This window comes from Bacteroides sp. GM023, assembly GCF_014750685.1.
Taxonomy (GTDB): domain Bacteria; phylum Bacteroidota; class Bacteroidia; order Bacteroidales; family Bacteroidaceae; genus Bacteroides.
The window spans coordinates 1-14,648 of record NZ_JAAXGE010000028.1; the positions used below are offsets into that span (position 1 = coordinate 1).

The following is a 14,648-nucleotide window of genomic DNA, read 5'->3' on the forward strand; positions in this document are numbered from 1 at the left end:
CCCGCTATTAGGGCTCACGAGGGACTTGCACCCGTTAGATAATACTCATGCCGAGCATACACGCAGAAAGGGCGGTTTAACACGGTGTTAAACCGCCCTTTTCACAACAGAGAGATTCTGATTCTTTCTCACTCATTATCAACACTATACAACACAACTCCCGCACTTTCATCCATACTTCCGTCAATGATTGGAGGTCTACATACTTACGAATCTGACAAGTTACGTTCCAAAAATAAAATTCTCTCACTAAGAAACGTCTCTTACTAATAAATCTCTCCTACTGTTAAACAATGGTAAATCTACCCTTTATTCCAAGTCGCCCCAAACTTAGATGTTGTATCTTTGTTGTTCTGTAAACTAAAATAGAGAGAAAAGTTTTGAAACTACGTATATTTATTTTATTTCTGTTTTTGTCTTTATTTCGCGCCCAGGCGGATGTCATCGACAGTTTGATGACGCATCCACGGGACTCTATCGGACTAACAAGTGATTCTCTAGTATTACATTTCCTGAAAGAATCAGGTATTCCCATCTCCGATAACAATAAAGTCAAGCTGCTGAAAAGCGGACGGGAGAAGTTTATCGATTTATTTGAAGCCATACGGGAAGCCAAACACCATGTTCACCTTGAATATTTCAATTTCCGCAATGACTCCATCGCCAATGCTTTATTCGACCTCTTGGCCGAAAAGGTGAAAGAAGGCGTTGAAGTGCGGGCTATGTTCGACGCCTTCGGCAACTGGTCGAACAACAAGCCGCTCAAAAAGAAACATCTCAAGAAAATACGTGAACGGGGCATCGAAATTGTCAAGTTCGACCCGTTTACCTTCCCTTACATCAACCACGCCGCCCACCGCGACCACCGGAAGATTGCCGTTATCGACGGAAAAGTGGCTTATACAGGCGGCATGAATATCGCCGATTATTACATCAACGGTCTGCCCAAAATCGGAACCTGGCGGGATATGCACACGCGCATCGAAGGGGATGCCGTCAACGACTTGCAGGAAATCTTTCTCACGATTTGGAACAAAGAGACGAAACAGAATATAGGTGGAGAAGCCTATTTTCCGCAGCATGCGGGACAGACGGACAGCACCAATATCGTAGTCGCCATCGTAGACCGTACTCCGAAGAAAAACAGTCGTATGTTGAGCCACGCATATGCGATGAGCATTTATTCAGCGCAAAAGAATGTACACATCGTCAATCCTTACTTCGTGCCGACTTCTTCCATCAAGAAAGCACTGAACCGCTCCATCGACCGGGGAGTGGATGTGACAATTATGGTTTCTTCCGCTTCTGATATTCCGTTTACGCCGGATGCCGCGCTCTATAAGCTGCATAAGTTAATGAAAAGGGGAGCCACCGTCTATATGTACAACGGCGGATTCCACCACTCGAAAATTATGATGGTCGACGACCTGTTCTGCACAGTCGGCACCGCCAACCTGAACAGCCGAAGCCTCCGATACGACTACGAGACGAATGCTTTCATCTTTGACAAGAAAACGACAGCCGAACTGAATACGATGTTCCATGAAGATATCGAACACTGCACCCAACTGACACCTGAATTTTGGAAAAAGCGTTCACCGTGGAAGAAGTTCGTCGGATGGTTTGCTAATTTATTCACGCCATTTTTGTAATTTTGCGCAAGCGTGTAGTTCCTCAGTGAATACACCCATGATTTGAAAATTTATCCATTATGAAACAATACCAGGATTTACTCAACCGTGTACTGACTGAAGGCACGGAAAAAAGTGACCGCACCGGAACGGGAACCATTAGTGTTTTCGGTCATCAAATGCGTTTTAACCTCGAAGACGGTTTTCCCTGTCTGACGACGAAGAAGCTGCATCTGAAATCAATCATATACGAGTTGCTTTGGTTTCTGCAAGGAGACACTAACGTGAAATATCTGCAAGAGCACGGAGTGCGTATTTGGAATGAATGGGCGGACGAGAACGGTGACTTAGGTCACGTCTACGGTTACCAGTGGCGTTCGTGGCCCGACTACAACGGTGGATTCATCGACCAAATCAGTGAAGTGGTAGAGACAATCAAGCATAACCCGGATTCACGCCGTATCATCGTGAGTGCCTGGAACGTGGCAGACCTCAACAATATGAATCTCCCACCCTGCCATGCTTTCTTCCAGTTCTACGTAGCGGACGGACGATTGAGCCTGCAACTTTACCAACGCAGTGCCGATATCTTCCTCGGCGTTCCTTTCAACATAGCTTCTTATGCATTGCTATTGCAGATGATGGCACAAGTAACGGGATTGAAAGCCGGTGACTTTGTTCATACGTTTGGTGACGCTCATATCTACCTGAACCACCTGGAACAGGTGAAACTGCAACTGTCGCGTGAACCTCGCCCGCTGCCACAAATGAAAATCAACCCGGATGTGAAAAGCATCTTTGATTTTAAATTTGAGGATTTTGAATTAGTAAATTACGACCCGCATCCGCATATCGCAGGGGTAGTAGCGGTGTAATCCCCATGTGTCGTAAATTCACATGAGTCATATAATTCCCTGAGTCATATATCTTATGAGTAAAGTATCCATTATCGCCGCCATTGACCAGCGTATGGCAATAGGCTTTCAGAATAAACTTCTTTTTTGGCTGCCCAACGACTTGAAGCGTTTCAAGGCGTTGACTACCGGAAACACCATTATAATGGGCCGCAAGACTTTCGAATCTCTTCCGAAAGGTGCGTTGCCCAATCGCAGAAACGTTGTACTATCTTCTAATCCGGCTACGGAATGTCCCGGCGCTGAAGTGTTCCCGTCGCTTGAAACGGCCTTGCAAAGCTGCAAAGAAGAGGAACATGTGTATATAATCGGCGGTGCAAGCATTTACCGGCAAGCACTTCCTTTTGCTGACGAACTCTGCCTGACAGAGATAGACAGCACTGCTCCCGAAGCCGACGTATATTTCCCTGAAGTTTCTCCGGAGAGTTGGCAAGAAAAAAGCAGAGAAGCTCATCCTGCGGATGAGAAACATCTCTGCTCCTATGCTTTTGTAGACTATGTAAGAAAGTGAGTCACTTTCTCCTGTCTGAGACTCCTACCCGAAACGATTCATTAATCTTCCTCATCCACCTCGACCATGATAGGCATTTGCCGCTTAATGGCTTCGTGGAAGGAGATTAACGTTTCTGTACGCGCCAATCCCAGTGGTTGCAATTTATCATGGATAACACTCAACAAGTGGTGGTTATTCTTTGCGTAAATCTTGATGAACATATCATATTTTCCGGTAGTGAAATGACATTCCACTACTTCGGGAATAGCTTCCAGAGCCTTTGTTACCGAATCAAAGGATTCGGGATCTTTCAGATAGATACCGATGTAAGCACAAGTTTCATATCCTATTTTTTCGGGGTCAATGACATATTCTGAACCTTTGAGTATCCCTAAGTTAGTTAGTTTTTGAATACGTTGATGAATCGCGGCACCGGAAACATTGCAAGCTCTCGCCACTTCCAAAAAAGGAATACGTGCATTGCCGGCAATCAGTTTCAGTATTTGTTCATCCAGCGTATCTAATTGATGATGTCCCATTTCTTAAATCAAATTGTTTTAATCAGTGAATCTTTTGTGCAAAGTTAGCGATTTTCCGGCAACAAATGCTATAAACTATTACTTTTATTTATTCGAAGCAGATAAATCAACAATAGTTTGTATCTTTGCAAAAAACATAAATATACCATTTATATGAGACAATTTTGCTGTATTGTTCTATTTTTCTTCACTTTTGCAGAAGGTTATGGACAGAACTTTGCCGATTATTTTCAGGACAAAACATTGCGAGTGGACTACATCTTCACCGGAGATGCCGGGCAACAGGCCATCTATCTCGACGAACTGTCACAACTCCCTTCCTGGGCAGGTCGCCAGCATCATTTATCCGAACTTCCACTGGAGGGCAACGGTCAAATCACCGTGAAAGACCTTGCCACCAAACAGTGTATCTACAAGACTTCCTTCTCTTCCCTGTTTCAGGAATGGCTCACCACGGACGAAGCCAAAGAAACGGCAAAGGGATTCGAGAACAGTTTTCTTCTGCCTTATCCCAAGCAACCCGTGGAAGTGGAAATCGTCCTGTATTCTCCACGCAGGGAAGTGATGGCCAACTACAAGCATATAGTCCGCCCTGACGATATACTGATTCATAAACGGGGAGTGTCACACGTCACTCCGCATCGCTATATGCTCCAAAGTGGCAACGAGAAAGAATGTATCGATGTCGCCATCCTTGCTGAAGGATATACCGAGAAGGAAATGGACTTGTTCTATCAGGACGCGCAAAGCACCTGTGAAAGCCTGTTTTCGCACGAACCGTTCCGTTCCATGAAAGAGAAGTTCAATATCATTGCCGTTGCCAGTCCGTCTACAGACAGCGGTGTCAGCGTGCCCCGTGAAAACCAGTGGAAGCAAACGGCCGTACACTCTCATTTCGACACTTTCTATTCGGATCGTTACCTGACTACCAGCCGGGTGAAATCTATCCATAACGCCTTAGCCGGCATCCCTTACGAACACATTATTATTCTTGCCAATACTGACGTATACGGCGGCGGCGGTATCTATAATTCGTATACGCTGACTACCGCCCATCATCCGATGTTCAAGCCCGTAGTGGTACACGAGTTCGGACACAGCTTTGCAGGGCTAGCCGACGAGTATTTCTACGAGGACGACACAATGACAGATACTTATCCACTGGATATTGAACCGTGGGAGCAGAATATCTCGACACGGGTGGACTTCGCTTCCAAGTGGGAAAATATGCTCACCAAAGGTACTCCCATCCCCACCCCTACCACCGAAAGGAAAAAATACCCGGTAGGAGTCTATGAAGGAGGCGGATACTCAGCCAAAGGTATCTATCGTCCTGCCTACGACTGCCGTATGAAAACAAACGGTTACCCGGAATTCTGTCCGGTTTGCCAACGCGCCATCCGCCGCGTGATTGAATTCTATATCCCTTAAAAGTTATATGACCGATACAAAAATAGATTATTCCAAAGTACAAACTTAAAACCCAAACCGTATGATTAGATTTCAGCCGATTAGCACATCGGATTTCCAACATTACAAGTTCATGGAAGAATTACTTATAGATGCATTTCCACCGGAAGAATATCGTGAGTTAGAACAACTGCGTGAGTACACTGACCGCACAGGTAACTTTTACAATAATATCATCTTTGATGATGACCTGCCGATCGGTTTTATCACTTACTGGGACTTTGACAGCTTCTACTACGTAGAGCACTTCGCAACCAACCCAGCCTTGCGAAACGGCGGATATGGAAAACGTACACTCGAATACTTGCGCAACTACTTGAAGCAACCGATTGTACTCGAAGTGGAACGCCCGATAGAGGAGATGGCAAAGCGCCGCATCGGATTCTATCAACGCCAAGGTTTCGTTCTGTGGGAAAAAGACTATTACCAGCCGCCTTACAAGCCGGGAGATGATTTCCTGCCTATGTATCTAATGGTACACGGTGATCTCAACCCGGATAAAGACTACGAAATGATAAGAAAGAAACTCCACACAATTGTTTACGGAGTAAAAGAATAAAAGTAGGATAAAGATAGTACTATAAAGAAAGGGCTTCCAAAATGATTTGGAAGCCCTTTCTTTAATATATTGAATTAACTAATTATTTCTCACCACGTTTAGTAGCAGAATAGTTAATCTTCAAAGCATAAGATTTTCTAAGAGCATTTTTTACGTCAGTAATAATACCCATCTTAGTCTTTTGGTCTACCTTCAGAGACACAGTCATTTTAGCTGCATCGCCCTCATTCATACTAGCACGTTCCTGGAAAATGAAGTCTTGTACTTCACCAACTTCAGCGTAGCTGTCGTTAAGCTGAATACGACTTTCAGTACCCATTTTCGCGCGGAATTCCTGAGTAGGTTCACCTACATAAATGAATGTCACCAGTGATTTCTTCTCCAGTTTTTCGAGTTCAGTACCTTGCGGAAGTGTAAACTGCACCTTTAATGTTACCTCACGCATTGTTGTTACAATCATAAAGAAGAACAACAAAGTAAAGATAAGGTCAGGCAACGAAGAAGTATTCAATGCCGGCATTTCACGTTTACCAGTCTTATTAAATTTTCCCATTACTTACTTCTTTTTTTCTCCGTATTTTTTAGGTTCTGCCTCAGAAATTCGTTGCGGATAGATTTCACGAATAGCTTTCTGCTGCGCGTCATTCAACTCTGCATATGTAACTCCGAATTTTTCCTGAGCCAACTCGTCTCTCAATTCATTGTATGCAGCAACCAATTCGTTCTGCACGCTGATGTATGCCTGATAAGAAGAACCACGGTCATTCTGCAAAGAAATTACATGCTTGTTGTTAACCAGATATGTACCAAAGAATTCCACATTTTCCTGTGTCTTTTCAGGCATATTCTCTGCATTATTAACATTAGCAATAAATTCTTTAGCTTTATCTCTCAACTGATCAACGCTGATATAATCATTACCGCACATCAATGCATCATCCTTATTCAGGTAAACCTGCAAAACGTTACGTTCTTTGATTTTATCCGTGTTCTGTTGATCTTGATCTTCGGGTGGCGGTGGCAAAAGTCTTGCCAAACCACGGTCTGTATCCATTGATGTTGTAATCAAGAAGAAGATCAGCAACAAGAAAGCAATATCCGCCGTAGAACTTGAGTTAATATCAGGAACTTTTCTTTTTCCTTTTGCCATTGTAATTACTTATTTAATTGAGTTTTCCCAATTTATTACGATAATTTTTTCTTTATACCACTAGCGATGATTGCAACAACAGTTACAAACAACAGGATGTAAATAGCATAAAGGAACATATCAGTTATCTTCAGCCAGAAAGGAACATTGTCCGTACCACTATAACCCGGGATTTGCATCGGCGTACCGTCACCCATAGCCCAAGCTACGATTAAAACAACAGCCAAAAGAACCAAGCCAAGTAAAGACTTAATTGCATTTGCCGGATTATCTTTCAAAGCTGCACCAAATTGGAATATAGCAGCAATAATTGTAGCAGCAACAGCAAGACCAAACAAAGCATACATCAAATAGAGTAAGGAATTTGTTTGGGCAGGTTGCCACATTTCGGGATCAACTCCCGGTATCACTGCATCGCCTGTAGCATCTCCCCCTAAGAAGAAGATCCCCAATACGATCAGGATGATGGCAAACATCGCATAAAGTGCGTAATACGATGCTTTATATGTTAACTTACTCATCTTTATTATTTTTTGTATTTCAAGTTATATTTGATTACCATGTCAAGCAAAGAGATAGAAGAATCTTCCATTTCGCTTGTAAGAGCTTCAATTTTAGCAAGTACGTAGTTGTAGAATACCTGAAGAATCAAAGCAACGATCAAACCGAAGATAGTTGTAATCAAGGCTACTTTCATACCACCAGCAACAACCGTCGGAGAGATATCACCTACCTGTTGGATTTTGTCAAATGCCTGCACCATACCGATTACAGTACCCAAGAATCCGAGTGACGGAGCCATTGCGATAAACAAAGTAATCCAAGAACATCCTTTTTCAAGGTAACCAGCCTGTACACCACCGTAGGAAACAACTGATTTTTCAACCACATCGATACCCTGGTCAATTCTCATCAAACCTTGGTAGTAGATAGAAGCAATAGGACCTCTCGTGTTACGAGCGATGTCTTTAGCAGCTTCAACATCACCTTTTTCCAAAGCAGCTTCGATAGATGCCATGAATTTCTTTGTGTTGATTTCAGCTAAGCTCAAATAGATGATACGTTCGATACAGAAAGCCAAACCGATCACCAAAGCGATAGCTACCAAACTCATGAAAGATGCAGTACCTTCAATGAATTTAACTTTGATTTCCTTGTGAATACCACCTTCTTCTGCAGCAGGAGCAGCAGCGGTAGTTTCAGCAGCAGGAGCAACAGCTTGTTGTTCAGTTTGTTCTGCTGCAGGAGCATCTTGAGCCTGAGCAAGTTGAATAGAGCCAAATGTAAAGGCACCAATCACAGCAACAATTGCGAATAACTTTTTCATTGTGTGTCTAATTTTTAAGATTAATTAATTGATTATTATTATTGTTTTTACTTCTCGTTCCGTTTTCAATTCTGCGGAGAGACGGGGATTCGAACCCCGGATACGCTTTAGGCGTATACACGCTTTCCAGGCGTGCCTCTTCAACCACTCGAGCATCTCTCCTTATGAGTTTTCCGCATTTTCAGCTACAAATGTATCCTTTTTTTTCTTTTCGTGAAGCATTATCCCTTTTTTATCTTGAATAAATACTGCAAATTAATATATTTTAAAACCTTGCGAACATTATTTGCGGATTCCAAACACTTTTAGTGCATTTCCTGAAGTGACCTGAGACACGTATTCAGAGGGCATTCGATAAATTTCCGCTACTTTCGCAAGGGTATCTTTCACATTGGCACTTTCATTCCGTTTGCCACGGTTGGGCGCCGGAGTCAAATAGGGCGAGTCGGTTTCGAGCACGATACGTTCCAAAGGGACGGTGAGCAATGTCTCCGGCAGAGTCGATTTCTTAAAAGTGACAACCCCGTTAATGCCTAGCATAAAGCCTTCAAACTCTAGCAATTTCGCCGCTTCTTCCGGTGTTCCGGTGAAACTATGAAAAATCCCGGTGAGTGGCGTATTTTTATAGGCAGACATTACCTTATATATATACTCGAACGCATCTCTTGAATGAATGACTATCGGCAACCGGTATTCGAGCGCCCACTCAATCTGCTTTTCAAAGACCAGCAACTGCTCTTTCAAGAAAGTCTTGTCCCAGTAAAGGTCAAGTCCGATTTCACCGATGGCGACAAACTGGTTGTTCCCTGCCAACTGCTCGCGTACCACCGCCAATTCCTGTTCATATGTTTCATTGACCGAGGTAGGATGCAATCCTATCATCGGGTAGCAAAAGCCCGGGTACTCAGCACATACGGACAGCATCGAATCAATCGTCGTACTGTCGATGTTCGGCATAAAAATATAGGAGACGCCGGCTTCGCGTGCGCGTTCCATCACTTGTGGCAAATCTTCGGAAAATTCTTCTAAAAAAAGATGGGAATGAGTGTCTATCAACATGATATTTCGTTTTCTTCTTTTACTTTTTCGTTGGAGCGATAATAATATATCAGGCCGTAGTCACGGCATTTTTCCAAGCGAACTTCATTGGGAGTGACGTCCTGAAACTTGGCTTCCACCTGGTTCCATATATCCAGTATCAGTTCATCGGCACGGTCACGCATGGAAGCCAGTTCGTCAAGGCTCCGGCTGGTCAATGCCTGATAATTCTTCTGCCGTTCGTAACTGTCAAGAAAAATATCATAGTGCACTTTCACGCGTGCAATCGTAGGATTATAAATCGGTATGCCGCCCTGCGACGTTCTCCGTTGCTCACCTTCAATGATTTTCTTCCCCCACTCCACCAATGCGGCTTCGCTCAACAAATCCGGCACGGTATTCGCGTCGGGCAGACCATATAATTCTTTGTGGGCCACTTTTATTTCGTCACGGAGCACTGCCAAGTTGAGCACCTGAATGAAATGGGAAATATACAGCCGGGCAGTTTTCACATTTGCCTGATGCTTCCTGCTTGCCCGCGACTGATTTTCATAACATTGCGTATAATAAATTTGTGCCGCTTCAAACCTTTGCAGGAAATTGCGCGCTTCGAACAATGTCTTTAGTGTTATTGCCAGGTCGCGCACATTATACAGTTCACCCTTTTCGACCGCTGTTTTCAACGCCCGAACCCTTGCCTGGTCTGTATTTGGTAGTCGTCTGTATGGCATCTTATCAAGAACTTAGTTACATTTCACGATACATCAGTAATTTCACCAGGTTCTTCAGTTCTTTTTTTCTGTCCTCTGCCACTGCTACTGCCGAAAGGCTTTCCATGGCGAGTGTATAATATTCGCGCATCTTGTTTTCACAGACGCTCCGAATATCCAGTTGGTTGTACAGTTCCGTCACTGCCGCTATTTTTTCAGCAGGCTGATAAGTATCAGCGTTCAGCCAACGGTCCAGTTCTTCTCTCTGCTTCTCGTCCGCACGGTGCAATGCCTTGATAAGCATATATGTTTTTTTGTTGCAAAGAATGTCACCGCCTATTTTCTTACCGAACACTTCCGGGTCACCATAGACATCCAGCAAATCATCCTGCAACTGGAACGCGACTCCTATCTGCATTCCGAAATTATAGAGATTATCGGCATCCTCAGCAGTCGCTCCTGCCAAGATAGCACCGATTTTGAGACTGCCTGCCAGCAATACGGCTGTTTTCAGGCGGATCATTTCAATATATTCATCCTCAGTGACATCACAACGGGATTCAAATTCCATATCCAGTTGCTGTCCTTCGCAAATTTCAAGTGTGGTCAGGCTGAACAGTTCCATCACTTCTTTGAGATGCTCCACCGGGCACGCTGTCATGTACTGAAATGCAAGAATCAGCATAGCGTCTCCCGAGAGTACGGCAGTGTTGTCATTCCATACTTTGTGTACGGTCGGCTTTCCTCTGCGCATATCGGAACGGTCCATCAAGTCATCATGCAGCAACGTATGGTTGTGGTAAACTTCGATAGCGGTGGCAGGGTCGTAGATAGACGCGACATCCTCGCGATACAAGTTATACGCCATCAACATTAATACGGGACGTATCCGCTTCCCCCCTAAAGAAAGGATATATTCAATCGGTTCATAGAGTCCTTTCGGTGTCCGGGTAAACTGTATTTCAGAAATATGATTGTTTATTTTATCAAGTAATTGAGAAGCTGTGAACATGATGGATGAAAAATATAAATGAATGAAAAAAGAGGCTGCCGTGAAGCAGCCTCTTAAATTATTGTGTTACAAATTACTGCAGTCTAAACATTACAGGAACCGTAAATTTAACACGTACCGGTTTACCGCGCTGCATACCTGGTTTCCACTTCGGCATGGTGTTTATCACACGGAGAGCTTCTTTATCCAGATACGGGTCAACGCTACGTACTACTTTCGCATCTACGATACTACCGTCTCTATTGACAACGAACTGTACGATAACACGTCCTTGAGTTCCGTTTTCCTGAGCGATAGTCGGGTATTTGATGTTCTTAGCCAAATACTGCATCAAAGCTGCTTGTCCGCCCGGGAAGTCCGGCATGTTTTCTACAACTTCGAAAATAGTTTGTTCTTCCGGCTCTTCTTCAACAACTTGTACCGGCACGTATTTTACTTCTACCGGAGCAGCATTATCTTCATTGATAATGGTTGTTGTTTCATCAATTTCGGCCTTATCGTCGACAATCTCCAACAATTCGGCCACTTTCGGGGCTTCGGGTGGTGGTGGAGCTTGTTGTTCAGGGGTTTCGGTAATAGGAATGATTTCCTCCTCAAATACAACGTCAGCTACTGCCTGGCTTGTATCAATTTTCACGTCACGCTGGGTCCATTCGAACGCCACGAACATGAAAGCCAACACTACCACGTAACCAACGAGCAGCCATGTAGACTTCTTGCCTTCCAGGTCCGCTTTGGGTGATTTTTTAACTTCCATAAAATAATTAATATAATAGATTAATAAAAAAAAGTGTCTTCCTATGTGTCTCCGGGCAAATATAGTACATTTTCAGTTAACCGTCTGTTTCTTCCGGTCTTTTTATCCGGCTTTTTAACTTTTTTAATTCTTTCGTACTTGCCTGGTTCCTTTTAACGACAAACATATGGCTGATTTTCAAAATAAGCGTATCTTTGGCGGACAAATTAGATGAACTGAATATGAAAAAGATAGTAATAGCAATCGACGGTTTTTCCTCTTGCGGAAAAAGCACTATGGCCAAGGATCTTGCCCGTGAAGTGGGGTACATTTACATTGACAGCGGAGCTATGTATCGGGCGGTCACCTTATATAGTATGGAGAACGGAATTTTCGACGGAGACGTTATCGACACGGAGAAACTAAGAAACGAAATCAAAAATATCCATATTTCTTTCCGGCTGAACCCGGAAACGGGACGTCCGGACACTTACCTCAACGGGGTAAATGTGGAAAACAGAATCCGCACGATGGAAGTCTCGTCCAAAGTAAGTCCTATCAGCGCGCTCGACTTTGTGCGTGAGGCAATGGTGGCTCAACAGCAGGCGATGGGAAAAGAAAAAGGTATTGTGATGGACGGAAGGGACATCGGAACTACGGTTTTCCCGGATGCCGAATTGAAGATTTTTGTAACTGCTACGCCTGAAATTCGTGCTCAACGCCGTTACGACGAACTGAAAGCGAAAGGACAGGAAGCGAGTTTCGATGAAATCCTGGAGAATGTGAAACAACGGGACTATATTGACCAAAACCGGGAAGTAAGTCCGCTGCGCAAAGCTGATGATGCTTTATTGCTGGACAATACGGACTTAACAATCGAACAACAGAAAGAGTGGCTGTTCGAGCATTTTAATAAGGTAGGAAAGTAGTTTTTTTATGATTAAAGTAGAGATAGATGAAGGGTCAGGCTTCTGCTTTGGGGTAGTGACAGCTATTCACAAGGCGGAGGAAGAGTTAGCAAAGGGAGAAACGCTTTATTGTCTCGGGGATATCGTGCACAATAGCCGGGAAGTGGACAGGCTGAAAACGATGGGATTAATCACCATCAACCGCGAAGAGTTCAAGCACTTGCGGAATGCAAAGGTACTGCTGCGGGCACACGGGGAGCCGCCGGAAACTTACATGATTGCCCGCGAGAATAATATTGAAATCATAGATGCGACTTGTCCGGTGGTATTGCGCCTTCAGAAGCGTATCAAACAGGAGTTTCTGCAAGACGAAAATAAAGAAAAGCAAATTATCATCTACGGCAAAACCGGTCACGCAGAAGTGTTGGGGCTGGTGGGACAGACAGACGGAAAAGCGATTGTCATCGAAAAAGCCGAAGAAGCGAAGAAGCTGGATTTAAGCAAGGATATCCGTCTTTTCTCGCAGACAACCAAGTCGCTCGATGAATTTCAGGAAATTGTAGAGTATATCAAACATCATATTTCGCCGGACGCGACTTTCGAGTATTACGATACGATTTGCCGCCAGGTTGCCAATCGCATGCCTAAGTTAAGGGAGTTTGCGGCTACGCATGATTTGATATTTTTCGTCAGCGGAAAAAAGAGTTCGAACGGGAAAATGCTGTTTGAAGAATGTCTGAAAGTGAATCCTAATTCACATTTGATAGATAACGAAAAGGAGATAGATACTTCTTTGCTCCAAAACGTACAGTCGATTGGTGTATGCGGGGCTACTTCCACCCCTAAATGGCTGATGGAAAAGATATACAATCACATTCAGACGCTTATAAAAGAGTAACAGTAAAGTAACAGAGCAAGAATAAAAAGAAAGTAAAAAGTGGTCATTTGCACTTTTTTAATGTTTTCATCAAGTGAAAAAAAACTTCGTAAACATTGCTTTCAACTTTTTATTGTACATTTGCCACATCAAACTAATTAATGAAAAGATTGTGATATGGGAACAGTGAAATGTATCGGAATTTTGACTTCCGGGGGTGATGCTCCGGGAATGAATGCAGCTATACGTGCGGTGACACGTGCAGCTATCTATAACGGATTACAAGTTAAAGGTATATATAGAGGATACAAAGGCTTGGTGACAGGCGAAATCAAAGAATTCAAAAGCCAAAATGTTAGTAACATCATCCAGTTGGGTGGAACAATACTGAAAACAGCTCGCTGTAAGGAGTTCACTACTCCCGAGGGACGCCAAATGGCTTATGATAATATGAAGAAAGAAGGCATCGATGCTTTGGTTATCATCGGTGGTGACGGTTCGCTGACAGGTGCACGTATTTTCGCACAGGAATTTGATGTGCCATGTGTCGGACTGCCGGGAACGATTGACAACGATCTCTACGGAACTGATACAACTATCGGCTACGACACAGCGTTGAATACCATCCTGGATGCAGTGGACAAGATTCGCGACACAGCCACTTCACACGAACGTTTGTTCTTTGTGGAAGTAATGGGACGTGATGCTGGTTTCCTCGCGTTGAACGGAGCGATTGCTTCGGGAGCTGAAGCAGCCATTATCCCGGAATTTAGTACGGAAGTCGACCAACTGGAAGAATTCATCAAGAACGGATTCCGTAAGTCAAAGAATAGCAGTATCGTACTGGTAGCCGAAAGTGAGCTGACCGGTGGAGCCATGCATTACGCAGAACGTGTGAAAAACGAGTATCCGCAGTACGATGTGCGTGTAACTATCCTCGGACACTTGCAGCGTGGTGGCAGTCCTACTGCTCACGACCGTATTCTTGCAAGCCGCCTGGGTGCTGCCGCTATCGACGCCATCATGGAAGACCAACGCAACGTTATGATCGGCATTGAACATGATGAAATCGTTTATGTACCGTTCAGCAAGGCTATCAAAAATGACAAGCCGGTAAAAAGAGATTTGGTGAATGTATTGAAAGAACTTTCTATCTAAACGAAAGAAGTTTCATCCAATCATAGAAAAAAAATAACGAGGGAACATCAAAACTCCCTTTTTAATCGAGTAGGAGGAAAATAAAAGTAGTTTTCTTCCTACTTTCATTTTCCGACCTCTCACACC

Annotated in this window: 17 protein-coding genes and 1 tRNA gene; 8 read left to right on the forward strand and 10 right to left on the reverse strand. The window is 43.8% G+C overall.

The window, feature by feature from the left end:
• Window positions 1–380 precede the first annotated feature (380 nt).
• Genes cls through HC965_RS26365 form a run of 3 tightly spaced genes read left to right on the forward strand, consistent with a single transcriptional unit; the run spans window position 381 to window position 3,056 of the window.
• Window positions 381–1,652, forward strand: coding sequence for a cardiolipin synthase (gene cls, locus HC965_RS26355; RefSeq protein ID WP_191034180.1), 1,272 nt, complete (start codon window positions 381–383; stop codon window positions 1,650–1,652).
• 59 nt (window positions 1,653–1,711) lie between these two features.
• Window positions 1,712–2,506: a thymidylate synthase gene (locus tag HC965_RS26360; RefSeq protein ID WP_191034181.1), complete on the forward strand. Its 795-nt coding sequence runs from the start codon at window positions 1,712–1,714 to the stop codon at window positions 2,504–2,506.
• A 55-nt stretch (window positions 2,507–2,561) separates the two neighbouring features.
• Window positions 2,562–3,056, forward strand: coding sequence for a dihydrofolate reductase (locus HC965_RS26365; RefSeq protein ID WP_191034182.1), 495 nt, complete (start codon window positions 2,562–2,564; stop codon window positions 3,054–3,056).
• Between the two features lie 41 nt (window positions 3,057–3,097).
• On the opposite strand, the gene HC965_RS26370 is transcribed toward HC965_RS26365, so the two are convergent.
• Window positions 3,098–3,577: an Lrp/AsnC family transcriptional regulator gene (locus HC965_RS26370; protein ID WP_022139345.1), complete on the reverse strand. Its 480-nt coding sequence runs from the start codon at window positions 3,575–3,577 to the stop codon at window positions 3,098–3,100.
• A gap of 153 nt (window positions 3,578–3,730) precedes the next feature.
• Here HC965_RS26370 and HC965_RS26375 point away from each other — a divergent pair, with 153 nt between their 5' ends.
• Window positions 3,731–5,008 carry an IgA Peptidase M64 gene (locus HC965_RS26375; protein ID WP_191034183.1) on the forward strand — a complete coding sequence of 426 codons (1,278 nt, stop codon included), beginning with the start codon at window positions 3,731–3,733 and terminating at the stop codon, window positions 5,006–5,008.
• Between the two features lie 61 nt (window positions 5,009–5,069).
• Entirely contained in the window at window positions 5,070–5,606 is a 537-nt protein-coding gene (locus HC965_RS26380; protein ID WP_191034184.1) for a GNAT family N-acetyltransferase, read from the forward strand.
• A gap of 82 nt (window positions 5,607–5,688) precedes the next feature.
• Here HC965_RS26380 and HC965_RS26385 read toward each other — a convergent pair whose 3' ends face one another.
• The 9 genes from HC965_RS26385 to HC965_RS26425 all read right to left on the reverse strand — a co-directional run bounded on the left by HC965_RS26385 (window position 5,689) and on the right by HC965_RS26425 (window position 11,600).
• Complete coding sequence (locus HC965_RS26385; protein ID WP_167966959.1) at window positions 5,689–6,159, reverse strand: biopolymer transporter ExbD; 471 nt, start codon at window positions 6,157–6,159, stop codon at window positions 5,689–5,691.
• A gap of 3 nt (window positions 6,160–6,162) precedes the next feature.
• Window positions 6,163–6,756: a biopolymer transporter ExbD gene (locus tag HC965_RS26390; RefSeq protein WP_191034185.1), complete on the reverse strand. Its 594-nt coding sequence runs from the start codon at window positions 6,754–6,756 to the stop codon at window positions 6,163–6,165.
• A gap of 35 nt (window positions 6,757–6,791) precedes the next feature.
• On the reverse strand, window positions 6,792–7,277 hold the full coding sequence (locus HC965_RS26395) for a hypothetical protein (RefSeq protein ID WP_191034186.1): 486 nt from the start codon (window positions 7,275–7,277) through the stop codon (window positions 6,792–6,794).
• A gap of 5 nt (window positions 7,278–7,282) precedes the next feature.
• Window positions 7,283–8,083, reverse strand: coding sequence for a MotA/TolQ/ExbB proton channel family protein (locus HC965_RS26400; protein ID WP_191034187.1), 801 nt, complete (start codon window positions 8,081–8,083; stop codon window positions 7,283–7,285).
• A gap of 74 nt (window positions 8,084–8,157) precedes the next feature.
• A tRNA-Ser gene (locus HC965_RS26405) sits at window positions 8,158–8,245 on the reverse strand.
• A gap of 120 nt (window positions 8,246–8,365) precedes the next feature.
• Window positions 8,366–9,142 carry a TatD family hydrolase gene (locus HC965_RS26410; protein WP_191034188.1) on the reverse strand — a complete coding sequence of 259 codons (777 nt, stop codon included), beginning with the start codon at window positions 9,140–9,142 and terminating at the stop codon, window positions 8,366–8,368.
• The gene (locus HC965_RS26415; protein WP_167966964.1) at window positions 9,136–9,852 is read right to left on the reverse strand and encodes a hypothetical protein; all 717 of its coding nucleotides are present in this window, start codon (window positions 9,850–9,852) and stop codon (window positions 9,136–9,138) included. The genes HC965_RS26410 and HC965_RS26415 overlap by 7 nt, the downstream gene beginning before the upstream one ends.
• A 16-nt stretch (window positions 9,853–9,868) precedes the next feature.
• Window positions 9,869–10,843, reverse strand: coding sequence for a polyprenyl synthetase family protein (locus HC965_RS26420; RefSeq protein WP_191034189.1), 975 nt, complete (start codon window positions 10,841–10,843; stop codon window positions 9,869–9,871).
• A 73-nt stretch (window positions 10,844–10,916) separates the two neighbouring features.
• On the reverse strand, window positions 10,917–11,600 hold the full coding sequence (locus HC965_RS26425) for an energy transducer TonB (RefSeq protein ID WP_191034190.1): 684 nt from the start codon (window positions 11,598–11,600) through the stop codon (window positions 10,917–10,919).
• Between the two features lie 221 nt (window positions 11,601–11,821).
• On the opposite strand from HC965_RS26425, the gene cmk reads away from it, so the two are divergent.
• The 3 genes from cmk to pfkA all read left to right on the forward strand — a co-directional run bounded on the left by cmk (window position 11,822) and on the right by pfkA (window position 14,522).
• The gene (gene cmk, locus HC965_RS26430) at window positions 11,822–12,508 is read left to right on the forward strand and encodes a (d)CMP kinase (RefSeq protein ID WP_191034191.1); all 687 of its coding nucleotides are present in this window, start codon (window positions 11,822–11,824) and stop codon (window positions 12,506–12,508) included.
• A 7-nt stretch (window positions 12,509–12,515) separates the two neighbouring features.
• Entirely contained in the window at window positions 12,516–13,385 is an 870-nt protein-coding gene (locus tag HC965_RS26435) for a 4-hydroxy-3-methylbut-2-enyl diphosphate reductase (RefSeq protein WP_191034192.1), read from the forward strand.
• A 156-nt stretch (window positions 13,386–13,541) separates the two neighbouring features.
• A complete protein-coding gene (gene pfkA, locus HC965_RS26440) occupies window positions 13,542–14,522 on the forward strand; it encodes a 6-phosphofructokinase (protein ID WP_191034193.1) in 981 nt (326 codons plus the stop codon).
• Window positions 14,523–14,648 lie beyond the last annotated feature (126 nt).

What these genes read in the sequence shown, in the direction of transcription:
- HC965_RS26360 (WP_191034181.1), top strand. Translation starts at nt 1,712, where the DNA reads ATGAAACAATACCAGGATTTACTCAACCGTGTACTGACTGAAGGCACG.
- HC965_RS26365 (WP_191034182.1), top strand. Translation starts at nt 2,562, where the DNA reads ATGAGTAAAGTATCCATTATCGCCGCCATTGACCAGCGTATGGCAATA.
- HC965_RS26370 (WP_022139345.1), bottom strand. Translation starts at nt 3,577, where the DNA reads ATGGGACATCATCAATTAGATACGCTGGATGAACAAATACTGAAACTG.
- HC965_RS26375 (WP_191034183.1), top strand. Translation starts at nt 3,731, where the DNA reads ATGAGACAATTTTGCTGTATTGTTCTATTTTTCTTCACTTTTGCAGAA.
- HC965_RS26380 (WP_191034184.1), top strand. Translation starts at nt 5,070, where the DNA reads ATGATTAGATTTCAGCCGATTAGCACATCGGATTTCCAACATTACAAG.
- HC965_RS26385 (WP_167966959.1), bottom strand. Translation starts at nt 6,159, where the DNA reads ATGGGAAAATTTAATAAGACTGGTAAACGTGAAATGCCGGCATTGAAT.
- HC965_RS26390 (WP_191034185.1), bottom strand. Translation starts at nt 6,756, where the DNA reads ATGGCAAAAGGAAAAAGAAAAGTTCCTGATATTAACTCAAGTTCTACG.
- HC965_RS26395 (WP_191034186.1), bottom strand. Translation starts at nt 7,277, where the DNA reads ATGAGTAAGTTAACATATAAAGCATCGTATTACGCACTTTATGCGATG.
- HC965_RS26400 (WP_191034187.1), bottom strand. Translation starts at nt 8,083, where the DNA reads ATGAAAAAGTTATTCGCAATTGTTGCTGTGATTGGTGCCTTTACATTT.
- HC965_RS26410 (WP_191034188.1), bottom strand. Translation starts at nt 9,142, where the DNA reads ATGTTGATAGACACTCATTCCCATCTTTTTTTAGAAGAATTTTCCGAA.
- HC965_RS26415 (WP_167966964.1), bottom strand. Translation starts at nt 9,852, where the DNA reads ATGCCATACAGACGACTACCAAATACAGACCAGGCAAGGGTTCGGGCG.
- HC965_RS26420 (WP_191034189.1), bottom strand. Translation starts at nt 10,843, where the DNA reads ATGTTCACAGCTTCTCAATTACTTGATAAAATAAACAATCATATTTCT.
- HC965_RS26425 (WP_191034190.1), bottom strand. Translation starts at nt 11,600, where the DNA reads ATGGAAGTTAAAAAATCACCCAAAGCGGACCTGGAAGGCAAGAAGTCT.
- cmk (WP_191034191.1), top strand. Translation starts at nt 11,822, where the DNA reads ATGAAAAAGATAGTAATAGCAATCGACGGTTTTTCCTCTTGCGGAAAA.
- HC965_RS26435 (WP_191034192.1), top strand. Translation starts at nt 12,516, where the DNA reads ATGATTAAAGTAGAGATAGATGAAGGGTCAGGCTTCTGCTTTGGGGTA.
- pfkA (WP_191034193.1), top strand. Translation starts at nt 13,542, where the DNA reads ATGGGAACAGTGAAATGTATCGGAATTTTGACTTCCGGGGGTGATGCT.